Source organism: Acidovorax sp. Leaf191 (assembly GCF_001424425.1).
Lineage (GTDB): Bacteria > Pseudomonadota > Gammaproteobacteria > Burkholderiales > Burkholderiaceae_C > Acidovorax.
This window is the reverse complement of record NZ_LMPT01000001.1, coordinates 344,418-356,628: the sequence shown is the minus strand read 5'-3', so window position 1 is coordinate 356,628 and position 12,211 is coordinate 344,418. Positions and strand designations below refer to the sequence as shown.

Annotated in this window: 14 protein-coding genes; 11 read left to right on the top strand and 3 right to left on the bottom strand. The window is 68.3% G+C overall.

Going from position 1 to position 12,211, the window contains the following annotated elements; all coding sequences use genetic code 11:
• Nucleotides 1-19: 19 nt before the first annotated feature.
• From ASG27_RS01585 to ASG27_RS01575, 3 genes are all read right to left on the bottom strand, one after another.
• Nucleotides 20-628, bottom strand: a complete 609-nt coding sequence (locus tag ASG27_RS01585; protein ID WP_056410626.1) for an NADPH-dependent FMN reductase — start codon at nt 626-628, stop codon at nt 20-22.
• 68 nt (nt 629-696) lie between these two features.
• Nucleotides 697-1,260, bottom strand: a complete 564-nt coding sequence (locus ASG27_RS01580; protein WP_056410622.1) for a DUF1772 domain-containing protein — start codon at nt 1,258-1,260, stop codon at nt 697-699.
• Between the two features lie 60 nt (nt 1,261-1,320).
• On the bottom strand, nt 1,321-1,914 hold the full coding sequence (locus tag ASG27_RS01575) for a Crp/Fnr family transcriptional regulator (protein WP_156370397.1): 594 nt from the start codon (nt 1,912-1,914) through the stop codon (nt 1,321-1,323).
• Nucleotides 1,915-2,072: 158 nt separating this feature from the next.
• Between ASG27_RS01575 and mnmG the strand changes: the two genes are divergently transcribed.
• From mnmG to ASG27_RS01520, 11 genes are all read left to right on the top strand, one after another.
• Nucleotides 2,073-4,061, top strand: coding sequence for a tRNA uridine-5-carboxymethylaminomethyl(34) synthesis enzyme MnmG (gene mnmG / locus ASG27_RS01570; protein ID WP_056410619.1), 1,989 nt, complete (start codon nt 2,073-2,075; stop codon nt 4,059-4,061).
• Between the two features lie 2 nt (nt 4,062-4,063).
• Entirely contained in the window at nt 4,064-4,744 is a 681-nt protein-coding gene (rsmG, locus tag ASG27_RS01565; RefSeq protein ID WP_056410616.1) for a 16S rRNA (guanine(527)-N(7))-methyltransferase RsmG, read from the top strand.
• 130 nt (nt 4,745-4,874) lie between these two features.
• Nucleotides 4,875-5,489 (top strand): LysE family transporter, encoded by a 615-nt coding sequence (locus tag ASG27_RS01560; RefSeq protein ID WP_056410615.1) that lies wholly within the window; start codon nt 4,875-4,877, stop codon nt 5,487-5,489.
• A gap of 24 nt (nt 5,490-5,513) precedes the next feature.
• A complete protein-coding gene (locus ASG27_RS01555) occupies nt 5,514-6,338 on the top strand; it encodes a ParA family protein (protein WP_056410612.1) in 825 nt (274 codons plus the stop codon).
• 34 nt (nt 6,339-6,372) lie between these two features.
• Nucleotides 6,373-6,924, top strand: coding sequence for an RBBP9/YdeN family alpha/beta hydrolase (locus ASG27_RS01550; protein ID WP_056410609.1), 552 nt, complete (start codon nt 6,373-6,375; stop codon nt 6,922-6,924).
• The gene (locus ASG27_RS01545) at nt 6,921-7,199 is read left to right on the top strand and encodes a hypothetical protein (protein WP_200912362.1); all 279 of its coding nucleotides are present in this window, start codon (nt 6,921-6,923) and stop codon (nt 7,197-7,199) included. The genes ASG27_RS01550 and ASG27_RS01545 overlap by 4 nt, the downstream gene beginning before the upstream one ends.
• Before the next feature lie 72 nt (nt 7,200-7,271).
• A complete protein-coding gene (locus tag ASG27_RS01540; protein WP_056410606.1) occupies nt 7,272-7,568 on the top strand; it encodes a cupin domain-containing protein in 297 nt (98 codons plus the stop codon).
• A 50-nt stretch (nt 7,569-7,618) separates the two neighbouring features.
• Nucleotides 7,619-8,536, top strand: a complete 918-nt coding sequence (locus ASG27_RS01535; protein ID WP_056410603.1) for a ParB/RepB/Spo0J family partition protein — start codon at nt 7,619-7,621, stop codon at nt 8,534-8,536.
• A gap of 531 nt (nt 8,537-9,067) precedes the next feature.
• Nucleotides 9,068-9,814, top strand: coding sequence for a hypothetical protein (locus ASG27_RS01530; RefSeq protein ID WP_056410600.1), 747 nt, complete (start codon nt 9,068-9,070; stop codon nt 9,812-9,814).
• Between the two features lie 327 nt (nt 9,815-10,141).
• Nucleotides 10,142-11,680: a COG3014 family protein gene (locus tag ASG27_RS01525; RefSeq protein WP_056410598.1), complete on the top strand. Its 1,539-nt coding sequence runs from the start codon at nt 10,142-10,144 to the stop codon at nt 11,678-11,680.
• 35 nt (nt 11,681-11,715) lie between these two features.
• A complete protein-coding gene (locus tag ASG27_RS01520; RefSeq protein WP_056171663.1) occupies nt 11,716-12,129 on the top strand; it encodes a YcfL family protein in 414 nt (137 codons plus the stop codon).
• The last annotated feature ends 82 nt before the right edge of the window (nt 12,130-12,211 follow it).

Genomic DNA, 12,211 nt, shown 5'->3' with positions numbered 1-12,211 from the left:
GGCTGGGCGGGGCAGGGCGTCAGGCGGGGGCGCCTTCGGGGTGCAGGCGGGCAGAGGCCCACAGCACCTGGTCCACCACGCCGCGCACGCGGTCGCGGTGGGCGGGCTGCACCAGGGCACCCGCCTCGTCGAAGGCACTGCCGGCCGAGCCCAGCGCAAACGCCTTGGGCGCCAGCCAGCATTCGGCGTTGATGAGCAGCGGGGCCAGGTGGCTTTGCGAGCGCAGGCCGCCCAGGGCACCGGGCGATGCGCTGAGCATGCCCACCACCTTGCCGCGGAAGGACTTGCCGCCGTCTTCCCAGTCGGGGTTGCCCTTGACGGGGCTGGACGCCCAGTCGATGGTGTTCTTGAGCAGGGCGGTGTAGCTGCCGTTGTACTCGGGCGAGCAGATCACCCAGGCGGGGTGCCGCCACAGGATCTCCTTGAGCTGGATCACGTCGGCCGGCGTGCCCTGGGCTTCCAGGTCGGCGTTGTACATCGGGATGTCGAAGTCCGACAGCTCCAGCAGCGTGACCGTGGCACCGGCATCGCGTGCGATGGCGGCGGTGGCGTGGGCCAGCTTGCGGTTGAAGGACTGCTGGCGCGTGCTGCCGGCGAAGACGAGGAGGGAGGGAGTGGTTGTGGGCATGGTGCCTGCGATTGGAGCACAGGCGCGCGGCAGGAATCCTGCAAGACGTGCCCGACGGTGGGGATGCCTCAGCGGTCGTGCATGGGTGCGGCCGGCAGCCCGGGCCGGGCCTGGGGCACGCTGCGCCACACCAGCGTGCCCAGCGCGGCGGCAAACGCCGCCAGGCTGAGCCCGGCGCGCCAGAGGTTGGCAGCATTCCACCGGTCGCGCACATCCGCCCAGTCGGCCGGCAGGGCCTGGGGGGTCCAGGATTCGGTGGTGTGGTTCAGCGGCAGGTTCACCTGCTGGGTGAAGAACATGATGCCCAACCCATAGGCCGCCCCCACCAGCCCCAGCCCGCGCCACCAGCCTGCCCGGTGCTCCCGCCAAGCCGTGGCCAGGGCCAGTGCACACCACAGGGGCGGGCCGAAGAAGAGGGTGAAGAACAGCGCATGCCGCACGTTGCGGTTGAGGGCCGACTGCACGGTGGCGTAAATCGCACCGTCCATCTGCAGCAGCGCCAGGTTGACGTTGGCGCTGTAGGTGCCGAAGAAACCGGCCATGAGGCCCAGCCACAGCACGGCCAAGGCATGGGGTGCGAGTGCGAGCGGGGAGCGGCCGGAGGTGGTGAAGGTAGAGTGGCTGTTGGGCATGGTCTGGCGGTGCGGGGAGTGGCGACCTGCCCACTGTCGCAACCTTCGGCATCCAGCGCCTTAACCTTTGATAAGCCCCAGTTCGCTGCGCACCCGTGACAGGGTGACGTCCGTCATGCCCAGGGACGAGGCCAGGTGCCGCAGCGGAATGCGGTCGGCCCACTGGGGACGTTCGCGCACCAGCTTTTCGTAGCGCTGGCGGGCGCCGAGTTGCAGGAACTCCTGTTCGCGCTGCATCTTGCCGTCCAGCAGTGCGCAGATCGTGCGGTGTTCCAGGCTTGCCCATGCGGGCCAGGTGGCGGCCAGCCCGCCCGTGGATGGCCAGGGCAGGGCCCACAGCACGGTGGCGTCTTCCATCGGTTCCACGTGAAACATTGCCGGTGTTTCGCGCAGCCAGGGGGTGACAGGCCAGAGCATGCTGCCGTCCAGGAAGAAGTTCTTGTTGGACTCTGCCCCTTCGCTGTCCAGGTAGTACAGGCGCAGGGCCCCGCGCTCCACCCACCACAGGTGCTGCCAGCGATCGCCCGCTTGCAGCAGCGGTTGCCCGCGCTGCAATTGCAGGCGCTGGGCACTGGCCCACCAGTCCAGAACAGGTGGTGGCGCAGAGCCCAGCAACTGGGTCAGGAACAGGGTAAGGGGCGTAGAAACAGACACGGCCAGCGCAAAGTGGGAAAATCGCGGGTTACCCGCCGGGCTCCGGGCCGTTGTGCCCAGGCTGCCGAGGCGGGCCGGGGGGCTCGCGCACCTGCCAGTCAGCCGCTGCACACCCCCGGGTTTTCATTATCGGGCCCACCAGGCTCTCGGAGTTCTCCATGTTGTACCCCCAGGAATTTGATGTGATCGTTGTCGGCGGTGGCCATGCAGGCACCGAAGCCGCGCTGGCTGCCGCGCGCATGGGGCAAAGAACCCTGCTGCTCACGCACAACATCGAGACGCTGGGGCAGATGAGCTGCAACCCGAGCATCGGCGGCATCGGCAAGGGCCACCTGGTGAAAGAAGTGGACGCGCTGGGCGGCGCCATGGCGCTGGCCACGGACGAGGGCGGCATCCAGTTCCGCATTCTCAACAGCTCCAAGGGCCCGGCCGTGCGTGCCACCCGGGCCCAGGCCGACCGCATTCTGTACAAGGCCGCCATCCGCCGCATGCTGGAGAACCAGCCCAACCTGTGGCTGTTCCAGCAGGCGGTGGACGACCTGATGGTGGAGGGCGACCGGGTGGTGGGCGCCGTGACGCAGGTGGGCATCCGCTTCCGGTCGCGCACGGTGGTGCTCACCGCCGGGACCTTCCTGGACGGCAAGATCCATGTGGGCCTGAACAACTACGCGGCCGGCCGGGCAGGGGACCCGCCCGCCGTGTCGCTGTCGGCGCGGCTCAAGGAGCTGCAGCTGCCGCAGGGCCGGCTCAAGACCGGCACGCCCCCCCGCCTGGACGGACGCAGCATCGACTTTTCGAAGTGCCTGGAGCAGCCCGGTGACGGCATGCCCGGTGGCGTGAACGAGGGCACGGTGCCGGTGTTCAGCTACATGGCCCATGCGCACGGCGGTGCCGCGATGCACCCGCGCCAGATGCCCTGCTGGATCACCCACACCAACGAGCGCACGCACGAGATCATCCGCAGCGGCTTCGACCGCAGCCCCATGTTCACCGGCAAGATCGAGGGCGTGGGCCCGCGCTACTGCCCGAGCGTGGAAGACAAGATCAACCGCTTTGCCGACAAGGACAGCCACCAGATCTTCCTGGAGCCCGAAGGCCTGACGACCCACGAGTTCTACCCCAACGGCATCTCCACCAGCCTGCCGTTCGACATCCAGTACGAGCTGGTGCGCAGCATGCCGGGGCTGGAGAACGCGCACATCCTGCGCCCCGGCTACGCCATCGAGTACGACTACTTCGACCCCCGTTCGCTCAAGAGCAGCTTCGAGACGCGGCAGATCCAGGGTTTGTTCTTTGCCGGGCAGATCAACGGCACCACCGGCTACGAAGAAGCGGCGGCGCAGGGTTTGTTTGCCGGCATCAACGCCGCGCTGCAGTGCCGGGGCGATGCCCCCTGGCTGCCCGGCCGCGACGAGGCCTACCTGGGCGTGCTGGTGGACGACCTGATCACCAAGGGGGTGACCGAGCCCTACCGCATGTTCACCAGCCGGGCCGAGTTCCGTCTGCAGCTGCGCGAAGACAACGCGGACATGCGCCTGACCGAAGCGGGGCGCCGCATGGGCCTGGTGGACGACGCGCGCTGGGATGCCTTCAGCCGCAAGCGGGACGCTGTTTCACGTGAAACAGAACGCCTGAAGGCCACCTGGGTGAACCCGCGCAGCCTGCCTGCGGCCGAATCGGAGCGCGTGCTGGGCAAGCGCATCGAGCACGAGTACAACCTGTTCGAACTGCTGCGCCGCCCCGACGTGAGCTACGCCAACCTGATGTCGCTGGACGGCGGCAAGCATGCCTCGGCCGATGTTTCACGTGAAACGCTGGGTGCGCTGACCGACTCGGTGCTGGAGCAGGTCGAGATCGCCGCCAAGTACGCGGGCTACATCGACCGGCAAAAGGGCGAGGTGGAGCGTGCCGCGCACTTCGAGAAGCTGCGCCTGCCGCCCGACCTGGACTACCTGCAGGTCACGGCATTGAGCTTCGAGGCCCGCCAGGTACTGAGCCGCCACCGGCCGGAGACCTTGGGCCATGCGTCGCGCATCACCGGCATCACCCCGGCGGCGATTTCTCTGTTGATGGTCCACCTGAAGAAGGGCGGCTTCAAGGAGTTTGCCGTGGCCCCGTCCAAGGCCGAAGGCGAAGTGGCGGCATGACGATGACGGTATCCCACAACGACGTGTTGCGCAGCCAGTTGCAGGCGGGCGCCGAGGCCTTGGGCCTGGGCCTGGAGGATGGGCAGGTCGGCCAGCTGATGGACTTTCTGGCACTGCTGCAGAAGTGGAACAAGGTCTACAACCTGACCTCGGTGCGCGACCCGCAGGAGATGATGACGCACCACCTGCTGGACAGCCTGGCGGCAGTGGCGCCGCTGCGCCGGCACCTCGCCACCCTGGAGTCGCAGGGCCTGGCGGCGGGCACGGTGCGCCTGCTGGATGTGGGCTCGGGCGGCGGTCTGCCCGGAGTGGTGTTTGCGATCTGCTGCCCGGGGGTGGATGTGAGCTGCGTGGACACCGTGGGCAAGAAGGCGGCTTTCATCCAGCAGGCGGCGGTGTCCTTGAAGCTGCGCAACCTGCACGGGGTGCATGCACGCGTGGAGACCTTGACGACACCGTTCGACATCATCAGCTGCCGCGCGTTTGCCTCGCTGCCCGACTTCGTGACCTGGTCGCAGGGCGCGCTGGCCACGCCCCACGGCGTGTGGCTGGCCATGAAGGGCAAGCACCCCGAGGACGAGATCGCCGCCTTGCCCGCGGGTGCATCGGTGTTTCGCGTGGAACCACTGTCCGTGCCGGGGCTGGAGGCCGAGCGCTGCATCATCTGGTTGAAGCCCGCCTGAAGTTTTTGGGGCGTGTGGACCGGCGGGTGGCACGCGAACGACGGAGCAGGGCAGGGTGGTCGCTTAAACTCGGCTGCTCATTCGGTGGGTGCGCATACCGCGGCACCCACCCAGCACACCGGGAGAGATCATGTTCGGCATCGCAGACTACGGCGCCTTTGTCGCCGCCATCGTGTTGTTCCTGGCCATCCCGGGTCCTGGCAATCTGGCGCTGATCACCTCGACGAGCAAGGGCGGCGTACGGGGCGGCCTCGGCGCCACGATGGGTGTGATCGCGGGCGACCAGGTGCTGATGTGGGCCGCGGTGGCCGGTGTGGCCACCCTGCTGGCCACCTACCCCACGGCCTTCCATGCGGTGCAGTGGCTGGGCGCGGCCTACCTGGCCTGGCTGGGGTTCAAGATGCTGACCGCCAAGCCCGGCGCCAAGCCGGTCCTGAACATCGAGCCGCGCCACTACTTCAAGCAGGCCGCGCTGATCACCTTGCTCAACCCCAAGGCCATCGTGTTCTACATGGCGTTCTTCCCCCTGTTCGTGGACCCGGCGCGCCACCAGGGCATGCTGACCTTCGGCGTGATGGCCGCCACCGTGGCCGCGCTGACGTTCGCATACGGCCTGATCGCCGTGCTGCTCACCCACTTTCTGGCCGAGCGCATGCGCGCCAATCCGCGCATCGGCCGCGGGCTGGAAAAGCTGGCCGGCGTGTTCCTCATCGGCTTTGGCATCAAGCTGGCCATCTCCAAATAAAACTACACGGACTGCTGCATCCACATGGCCAAGATCTTTTGCGTTGCCAACCAGAAAGGTGGGGTCGGCAAGACCACCACCACCGTCAACCTGGCCGCCGGGCTGGCCAAGATCGGGCAGCGGGTGCTGATGGTCGACCTGGACCCCCAGGGCAATGCCACCATGGGCTCGGGCGTGGACAAGCGCAGCCTGGAACTCACGGTGTACGACGTGCTGCTCGAATCCGCTTCGGTGAAGGAAGCCGCGGTGCACTCGGACAAGTGTGGCTACTGGGTGCTGGGCGCCAACCGGGAGCTTGCGGGCGCCGAGGTGGAGCTGGTGACCCTGGAGCACCGCGAAAAGCGCCTGAAGGCCGCGCTGGCCGAGGTGGACGGCGACTACGACTTCGTGCTCATCGACTGCCCGCCGTCGCTGTCCATGCTCACGCTCAACGGCCTGTGCAGCGCGCACGGCGTCATCGTGCCGATGCAGTGCGAGTACTTCGCGCTCGAAGGGCTGACCGACCTGGTCAACACCATCAAGCAGGTGCACGCCAACCTCAATGCCGACCTGCAGATCATCGGCCTGCTGCGCGTGATGTTCGACCCGCGCATCACCTTGCAGCAGCAGGTGAGCGACCAGCTCAAGGGCCACTTTGGCGACAAGGTGTTCAACAGCGTGATCCCGCGCAACGTGCGCCTGGCCGAGGCGCCGAGCTACGGCCTGCCCGGCGTGGTGTTCGACCCGGCGGCCAAGGGCAGCCAGGCGTTTGTCGAGTTCGCGCAAGAGATGGTCGAGCGCGTGCAGACCATGCCCGCACCGGGGGCGGCAACGGCCGATTCGGTGGTCAAAATGGCCCCTACCGCTTGATAGGCGAGCGCTAGCAGCTACTAAATTAATAGCAATGAAGGCATCCAACATCTTGCTCTTGCCTGGCTGGCAGAACTCCGGCCCCGGCCATTGGCAAAGCCGCTGGGAGGCTGTGCACGGCTACTACCGCGTGGAGCAGCACGACTGGATGCGGCCGCTGCGCGGAGACTGGTCGGCCCGGCTGGAGGAGACCGTGGTCGATGCCGACAGCCCCGTGGTGCTGGTGGCGCACAGCCTGGGCTGCATCCTGACCGCGTGGTGGGCGGCGCATTCGTCCAACGCCCACCGCGTGCGCGGCGCATTGCTGGTGGCGCCGGGCGATGTGGAGCGGCCCGACCTGGCCGCGCAGATCCACGGCTGGGCACCGATCGCGCGCCAGCCGCTGCCGTTTCCGGCCTTGCTGGTGGGCAGCCGCAACGACCCCTACTGCAGCCTGGAGCGCGCGCAGGGCATGGCGCAGGCCTGGGGCGCCCGGTTCGTCGACTACGGCGAGCGCGGCCACATCAATGCCGAGTCGGGCCTTGCCGACTGGGACGAAGGCCATGGCTGGCTGCAACCACTGCTGCAGGCGCAGCCGGTGGCATGAAGTTCATGCGATGGCCCTTCTTCTTCGGGCGCCGGGGCGCTGCGCAGCCCGCAGCCACCGCCCCTGCAACGCCCCGGCGGCGTGCGACACCTTTCTGGCTGGGCGATGCCCTGCAGGCGGTGCTGGCCTGGCTGCTGCCCAGCAGCGCCGTGGTGGTGGCGGCGCTGGGCCAGTTCGTGCTGGCCGCCGTGCTGTGCGTGGTGGCCTGTGGCATCTGGCTGCGCCTGTGGCGCGGGCGGGTGCGGGGGCGCGGGGCAGGGCGCCCCAAGGGCTGATGCCGCACGCACAGCGCCGCCTGGCCCCCGCATTCCCTTCGCGAACATCCTCCCGCTGACCCACCTTGCCGCATGTCCCAGATCCATCTGCCTTCCGTCGCCCATACCTTGCCCCATGCCTGGCGCTCCACCGTCGTGGGCCGGGCGGCGGGCGCCAACGTCAAGGTGCTGCGCATGGACGCGCAGGCCTACCCCGACGAAACCCACGACTTCGACGAAGCGCTGCTCGTCCTGGACGGCCAGATGAACCTGGACCTGCAGGGCCGGCGCGTGCAGGTGGGCGCGGGCGAGGTCTACATCGTCCCGGCCGGCGTCCCGCACGCGGTGGCCGAGGGCAGCCACGGCACGCTGGTGATCATCGACCGCTGAGCGGCATTGATCGGCACCCATTCTTTCCATCCATCTTCCGGAACTCACCCATGGTCACCAAGAAACCCAAGGGCCTCGGCCGCGGCCTCGAAGCCCTGCTGGGCCCCAAAGTCGCTGAAAAAGCAGAGCAGGCGCAGGCCGCCGAAGCCGGCCTGCCCAGCACCCTGCCCCTGACCGAGATGGTGGCGGGCATGTACCAGCCCCGCACCCGCATGGACGAAGGCGCGCTGTACGAGCTGGCCGAGTCCATCAAGGCCCAGGGCATCATGCAGCCCATCCTGGTGCGGCGCCTGGCCGATGGGGACAACGCCGGCAAGTACGAAATCATCGCGGGCGAGCGGCGCTTTCGCGCCGCGCGCCTGGCGGGCCTGGACACCGTGCCGGTGCTGGTGCGCGACGTGCCCAACGAGTCCGCCGCGGCCATGGCGCTCATCGAGAACATCCAGCGCGAGGACCTGAACCCGCTGGAAGAAGCGCACGGCCTGCAGCGCCTGGTCCGCGAGTTCGGCCTCACGCACGAGCTGGCCGCACAGGCGGTGGGCCGCTCGCGCAGCGCGGCCAGCAACCTGCTGCGCCTCTTGAACCTGGCCGAGCCGGTGCAGACCATGCTGATGGCGGGTGACATCGACATGGGCCACGCGCGCGCGCTGCTGTCGCTCGACCGCGCCGCGCAGATCACGGCCGGCAACCAGATCGCGGCCAAGAAGCTGTCGGTGCGCGAGGCCGAGGCCCTGGTCAAGAAGATCGGCGCCGAGTTCAGCCTGGTGCCGCAAAAGCCCCAGAAGGAAAAGTCGCGCGACCTGAAGCGGGTGGAAGAAGAGCTGTCCGACCTGCTCATGGCCGAGGTGGAGGTGCGCGTGAAGAAACGCGTCAAGCGCCACGGCCGCGTGGAAGACATGGGCGAGCTGGCGATCCAGTTCGGCTCGCTCGAGGCGCTCAACGGCCTGATCGATCGGCTGCGAAAATAAGTAAAGTAGATGCCCGCCCGGGCGGCGGGTGGCGCCCTGCGGCGAGCGGATGCGCCACCGCCCGGTGGCCCGGCAGGTTCCCGGCAGGGGCGCGGCAGGGTGGCGCGCCCCGTCTTGCCGGTGCGATGCGTGAAATAGCGCACACAAGCAGTTTCCACACGTAACTTGCACAGGCAAAATGCGTGTGTGCGAGGCCTACACTGCGCTGCGTTCAACACCCCGGGTGGACGATGGCCAGGCCGCTTCAGAACCGCCACGCACATGGCGTGCGTGCTGCAGTCCACGATGGTTTGCCGGGTGATCGATCCACCTTCTGGAATCCACAGACCATGCTCTCTTTCGCGCTTCGTTCGTCCTTGGGCAAGCCCTGCGGCCTGCCGGGGCCTGGCCTTGCCGCCTTTGCGCCCGCGAACGAGACAGGCGCTCCCCGTTCCGCCCTGCGCGGCCCTGCCGGGCGCGTTGAGGGGCGTGCTGCAGCCCGCCGCGGCCACGCTGCGCGCCGGCAGTTGTTCAACCTTTGACACACCAGCGATGCCGTCCCTGCGCATGCCCTGGCCCCTGCCCGCGTTGGTCGCGTGGGCCTGCGCGTGGCTGGTTTTCGTCGCGCTGCAGCGCGCCGCCGTGCCACCCGTGGCTGCGCTGGGCGTGGCCTGTGTGCTGGGCACGGCGGCCAGCCTGCTGGGCGGCAGCTGGTGGCGCCGCGGCCTGATTGCCGCGGGGTTTCCGCTGTCGCTGGCGCTGCTGGGCGCGGCCAGCCTGCCCACCTGGGCCTGGCTGGTGCCGCTGATCTTGCTGCTGCTGGTCTACCCGCTCAATGCCTGGCGCGATGCCCCGGTGTTCCCCACGCCCCCGCATGCGCTCAAGTCGCTGGCCTCGCAGGCGCCGTTGCCGCTCGATGCCCGCATCCTGGATGCCGGCAGCGGGCTGGGCGATGGCCTCAAGGCCCTGCGCCAGGCCTACCCGGCCGCGCAGCTCGAGGGCATCGAGTGGAGCTGGCCCCTGCGCCTGCTGTGCGCGCTGCGCTGCCCCTGGGCCTACGTGCGCCGCGCCGACATGTGGGCCGAGGACTGGAGCCCCTACCGCATGGTGTATGTGTTCCAGCGGCCCGAGAGCATGGCCCGCGCCGCCGCCAAGGCCCAGGCCGAGCTGGCCCCCGGCGCGTGGCTGGTCAGCCTGGAGTTCGCGGTGCCCGGCGTGCTGCCCAGCGTGCAGTTGCGCGTGCCGGGCGGGCGCGTGGTGTGGCTCTACCGCATGCCGCTACACCGTGCGGAGGCTTGATATGTGCGGTTGCAACACGATCACTGTCGGTTACAGAAAAGATACAAGCTTTTGCTACATTGCGTGTCTGGCTACAACCCCATACAAAACAACCAAGAAACTCACAGCCAGAGGGGGTCGCCAGCAGCACGTTCATGCGCCGAGAGGGGGCGCACGTGCCGCCAGCACCGTCCTCATCCGGCCGTCCCACCCTGCAGACACCCGTTGTTTTCAACGCCGTCACGGTGCGCACGCTTGCGGCGGCGCCATCGTGGCGCGGGGTCGTCCTGCGTGCGGGCCGTGCCGGGGTTTTCTGGTGCGCAACCGACCGTCCTGCTAGGAACATCCATGACCACCCAACTGTCCCGTTTTCGCCCACGCCTGCTGTGGGTGCTGACGCTGAGCGCCGCCCTGACCGGCTGCGCCACCATGCAGAGCCACGACAAGCTCGCCACCGACATGCAGGCCGCCGGCCGCACGGGCGGCATTCCCGCGGCCATCGCGCAGCTGGAAAGCACGGCCAAGACCGAGGATGAAAAGACAGCGCTGCTCTACAACATGGAACGTGGCGAGCTGTTGCGCATGGACCGCCGCTACCCCGACAGCACCAACGCCTTCCTGCTGGCCGACACCAAGGTCAAGGAATGGGAAGAGACCGCCAAGACCAACCCCAGCAAACTCATGGGCACCGTGGGCGCCGCGCTGATCAGCGAACGCCTGAAGGTCTACGAAGGCCAGGACTATGAAAAGGTGTGGGTCACCACGCGCCTGGCCCTGAACCGCATGGCCGTGGGCGACTTCGAGAACGCCCGCGTGGACATCAAGCGCACGCACGAGCGCGAAGCCATCATTGCCGAGTTCCGCGCCAAGGAGACCCTGGCGGCCGAAGAAGAAGCCAAGTCCAAGGGCGCGACCTCGGGCGGCAAGGAGCTCAACGGCTACCCCGTCGAGACGCTCAACGACCCCGAAGTGCTGGCGCTCAAGAACGGCTACTCCAACGCACTGAGCCACTACCTCGCGGGTTTCCTGTACGAAATGCTCAACGAGCCCGGCCTGGCAGCACCTGGCTACCGCAAGGCCATCGAACTCAAGCCCGAAACCGGCGTGCTCGAAGAAGGCCTGCGCGGCCTGGACACGCGCACCGGCTTCACCTGGAAGCGCCGCCAGCGCATGACGGACGTGCTCTTCATCGTCGAAGCCGGTGACGCGCCCGCCCGCAAGCCCAAGGCGTTCACGCTGCCCGTTCCCACGGGCCGGGGCCTGGTCACGGCCAGCATCTCCTACCCGGTGATCGAGCCCTCCAAGGACGCGCTGCTCACCACGATCTCGGCCGCCGGCACCAACCTCAAGCTGGAAAAAGTGGTGGATGTGAACGTGATGGCCCGCCGTGCGCTCAAGGACGAAATGCCCGGCATGGTGCTGCGTGGCTTCACCCGCGCGGTGGCCAAGGGCGTGCTGCAAAACGAGCTGCAAAAGCGCGGCGGCCTGGTCGGCGGCCTGATCGGCGCAGCCGCCTCGGTGGCCACCGAGCAGGCGGACGACCGCATGTGGCGCATGCTGCCCGGCCGCGTGTACGTGGCCCGCGGCTACCTGCCTCCGGGCGAGCACGTGGTGACGGTGAACGGCCGCGCACTGCCCCAGCCCATCAAGATCGACGGCCAGTACGCCCTGGTGCCCCTGCGCATGTACGACAACAGCGTGCTGACCGGCGACGTGGCCATGCTGGGCCAGTTGCCCACTGTGGCCGCTGCATCGCAGCCCGCTGCAGAGCCTGCCGTCACGACCCGCACCACCACGACGACCACCACCAACAACCGCGCCCGCCAGGTGCCCAAGTCGGCGGTCAAGTCCACCTCGACCAAGCCCGCGCCTGCCGCGAAGAACTGAAAACCACCATGTCCCATATCCAAGGAGCCTCTGGCATGAGAACCCGTATCGCCCTTGCTGCCGCAGCACCTGCCATCGCGTGCGCGGCGCTCACCCTGACCCTGGCCACCGCGGCCAGCGCCCAGCTGCACGACCCGGCCACCCCGCTTGCCGTGGCCTCCAAGGTCGCCCTGCGCGGCGAAGCCAACAGTATCGCCGTGCGCGAAATGCGCATCGTGCGCAAGAACGACATTCTGGTGGTGCAGGCCGACATGGCCAACATGGGCCGCACCGACCGCACCGTGTTCTACCGCTTCAAGTGGCTGGACAACGTCGGCAACCAGGTGGGCGACGGCGAATCCTGGAAGCAGATGAGCGTGCTCGGCCTGGGCCAGCAGACCGTGAAAAGCGTGGCCCCTACCGCCGCAGCGGTCGACCTGCGCCTAGAGATGAACGTCGAGCCGCGCTGACATGACACACCCCCTGAGTCGCTGCGCGACTTCCCCCTCTCTCACGCTTCGCGTGGGAGGGGGACGCAGCCAGCGCGGCGGG

Bases quoted from the DNA above. Each gene is read 5' to 3' on its own strand.
- ASG27_RS01585 (WP_056410626.1), bottom strand. From the start codon at position 628: ATGCCCACAACCACTCCCTCCCTCCTCGTCTTCGCCGGCAGCACGCGC.
- ASG27_RS01580 (WP_056410622.1), bottom strand. From the start codon at position 1,260: ATGCCCAACAGCCACTCTACCTTCACCACCTCCGGCCGCTCCCCGCTC.
- mnmG (WP_056410619.1), top strand. From the start codon at position 2,073: ATGTTGTACCCCCAGGAATTTGATGTGATCGTTGTCGGCGGTGGCCAT.
- rsmG (WP_056410616.1), top strand. From the start codon at position 4,064: ATGACGGTATCCCACAACGACGTGTTGCGCAGCCAGTTGCAGGCGGGC.
- ASG27_RS01560 (WP_056410615.1), top strand. From the start codon at position 4,875: ATGTTCGGCATCGCAGACTACGGCGCCTTTGTCGCCGCCATCGTGTTG.
- ASG27_RS01555 (WP_056410612.1), top strand. From the start codon at position 5,514: ATGGCCAAGATCTTTTGCGTTGCCAACCAGAAAGGTGGGGTCGGCAAG.
- ASG27_RS01550 (WP_056410609.1), top strand. From the start codon at position 6,373: ATGAAGGCATCCAACATCTTGCTCTTGCCTGGCTGGCAGAACTCCGGC.
- ASG27_RS01545 (WP_200912362.1), top strand. From the start codon at position 6,921: ATGAAGTTCATGCGATGGCCCTTCTTCTTCGGGCGCCGGGGCGCTGCG.
- ASG27_RS01540 (WP_056410606.1), top strand. From the start codon at position 7,272: ATGTCCCAGATCCATCTGCCTTCCGTCGCCCATACCTTGCCCCATGCC.
- ASG27_RS01535 (WP_056410603.1), top strand. From the start codon at position 7,619: ATGGTCACCAAGAAACCCAAGGGCCTCGGCCGCGGCCTCGAAGCCCTG.
- ASG27_RS01530 (WP_056410600.1), top strand. From the start codon at position 9,068: ATGCCGTCCCTGCGCATGCCCTGGCCCCTGCCCGCGTTGGTCGCGTGG.
- ASG27_RS01525 (WP_056410598.1), top strand. From the start codon at position 10,142: ATGACCACCCAACTGTCCCGTTTTCGCCCACGCCTGCTGTGGGTGCTG.
- ASG27_RS01520 (WP_056171663.1), top strand. From the start codon at position 11,716: ATGAGAACCCGTATCGCCCTTGCTGCCGCAGCACCTGCCATCGCGTGC.